Genomic DNA, 2,391 nt, shown 5'->3' on the forward strand with positions numbered 1-2,391 from the left:
CCCCTTCCCCTTCCCCTTCCCCCTTCGCCTGGTCACATCCGCATCCGGAGCCGGCAGACCACCGCGTCGGTGTGCCGGCGCAGAGCGCGGTCGATCACCGCGCCGCGCCGGTTCTGGAGCGGGCGCTGCCACCAGTGGACCGGTTCCACCTCGGGGATCAGCACGGTCAGCCGGTCGTAGGCGTGCTCCGCCCCCAGCTCGTTGACGAACTCGGCGATCGGCCGCCCCAGCCGGCGGTGCCCGTCCGGGATCTCCACCAGCGGCACGCCCGGCCGCCACAGCTCCCAGTCCCGGCGCAGCGCCTCGGCGGCGGCCGGCTCGTGCACCACGGTCACGGCCATGACCTCGTCGCCGAGCGAGAGCGCCGCCGACAGGCCGTCCCTGGTCAGCCGGGTGATCGCGGTCACCGGGACGACCACCAGGCTGCGCCGGCGGGTCACCGGGCCGGGCACCCGGCCCAGCTCCAGCCGCTCGCCGATCCGCGCGTAGCCACGGTGGACCGCCTCGAACAGCAGCACCAGCAGCGGCAGGGCCACCACGATGCCCCAGGCGCCCTCGGTGAACTTGGTGCCGGTGACGACCAGCGCCGCGACCCCGGTGAGCAGCGCGCCGAAGCCGTTCAGCGCGGCCCTCCACCGCCAACCGGCGGGACGGTGCCGGAACCAGTGCCGGACCATGCCGACCTGGCAGACGGTGAAGCCGACGAACACGCCGATCGAGAACAGCGGCACCAGGCTGTTGACGTCCCCGCCGGAGCCGACCAGCAGCGCCGCCGACACCACGGCCAGGAACAGCACGCCGTACCGGTACACCTGCCGGTCGGCGCGCAGCGCGAACAGGTGCGGGAGGTGGTTGTCCCGGGCGAGCAGGTCGAGCAGCACCGGCAGCCCGCCGAAGGAGGTGTTGGCGGCCAGCCCGAGCAGCAGCACGGTGGCGAACTGGACGACGTAGAAGCCGAAGCCGTGGCCGAGCGAGGCGTCGGCGAGCTGGGCGAGCACGGTGACGCCCTCGACCGGCTGGAGGTGGAAGCGGCCGATCAGCACGGCCAGCCCGACCAGCATCACGCCGAGCAGCGCGCCGAGCGCGACCTCGGTGTGCTGGGCGCGCCTGACCCGGGGGGTGCGGAAGGAGGGGACGGCGTTGGCCACCGCCTCCACCCCGGTCAGCGCGGAGCAGCCGGCCGCGAAGGCCTTGAGCAGCAGCAGCGCGCCGACGGTGGTGGCGTTCTCGGCGAGCGTCGAGGCGTGACCGGCGGCGGCCGCGGTACTGGCCGGGGCGTCCCGGAACAGTCCGGCCACGACGATCGTCAGGACGGAGAGGACGAAGACGGCCGTCGGCGCCATGAACCAGCGCGCCGACTCGGCGATCCCGCGCAGGTTCACCGCCGTGACCAGCGCCAGCACGCCCAGGCAGAGCCACACCCGGTCGCCGTACAGGCCCGGCACGGCCGAGGTGAGCGCGGCGACGCCGGCGGTGACCGAGACCGCGACGTTCAGGACGTAGTCGATGACCAGTGAGGCGGCCGCGGTCAGCGCGGTCCGGCGGCCCAGGTGCGCCTTGGCCACCGCGTAGGAGCCGCCGCCGTCCGGGAACGCCGCGATCACCTGCCGGTAGGAGGCGACCAGCACCGCCAGCAGGACGGCGATCGCCGCGGTGACCGGCAGCGTGAAGCCCAGCCCGTACGCCCCGGCGGCGGCCAGCACCAGCACGACCGACTCGGGCCCGTACGCCACCGAGGCCATGGCGTCCAGCGAGAGCGCGGCCAGTCCGCCGAGCGCGCTGAGCCGGTGCCGCTCGTCACCCGCCCCCGCGTCCGGCGGCTCGGGTTCGGCCTCGACGGCCGGGATGGTGGTGGCGCTGGACATCGGACGGGACCTCCGCAGTCGGTAGTTGGTCCCGATCCTGCGGTCCGCGCCCCCGGCGCCCGGGCGGCCCCTACGCGTTCCTGACGCCGCCGCGAGCGCCCTTGACACGCCCTTGACGCCGCCCCGGCACGGCCGCCCGCGCGGCTGCTCCGGCGCCGGAACCGGCGCCGTCCGATGGCTGTTGGCGGGGGTGGGGCGAGCCGTTGTCCCGGCGGTCGCCGGCTGGGAAGACGATCAGCTCTGTCGAAGGACTCCCACCCCCGGCCCCCACTCTGCTGCCCACACCCCGCAATTGCAAGCTATGTGCAATAAGTGCCCCCGGAGCCCACCCCCCGCCACACCGCCCCACCCGGCGGCCCGAACCAAACAAAACAGCCCCCGATCCGCGTTTCCGCAGATCGGGGGCTGTTCTCTATCCTGTGGCTGGTGCAGGGTTCGAACCTGCGTAGCTTGCGCGACAGATTTACAGGCCGCTGACCAGAGGCGCCCTAACCTGCGGACTCTTGATCGCGGACCGGATCTGGTC

Annotated in this window: 1 protein-coding gene; it reads right to left on the reverse strand. The window is 73.9% G+C overall.

Annotated elements, in window-relative coordinates:
- Positions 1 to 32 precede the first annotated feature (32 nt).
- The gene (locus ACFRMQ_RS40170) at positions 33 to 1,865 is read right to left on the reverse strand and encodes an APC family permease (protein WP_380735855.1); all 1,833 of its coding nucleotides are present in this window, start codon (positions 1,863 to 1,865) and stop codon (positions 33 to 35) included.
- Positions 1,866 to 2,391: the final 526 nt, after the last annotated feature.

Origin of the sequence: Kitasatospora sp. NPDC056783, from assembly GCF_042789895.1 — a bacterium.
GTDB lineage: Bacteria > Actinomycetota > Actinomycetes > Streptomycetales > Streptomycetaceae > Kitasatospora.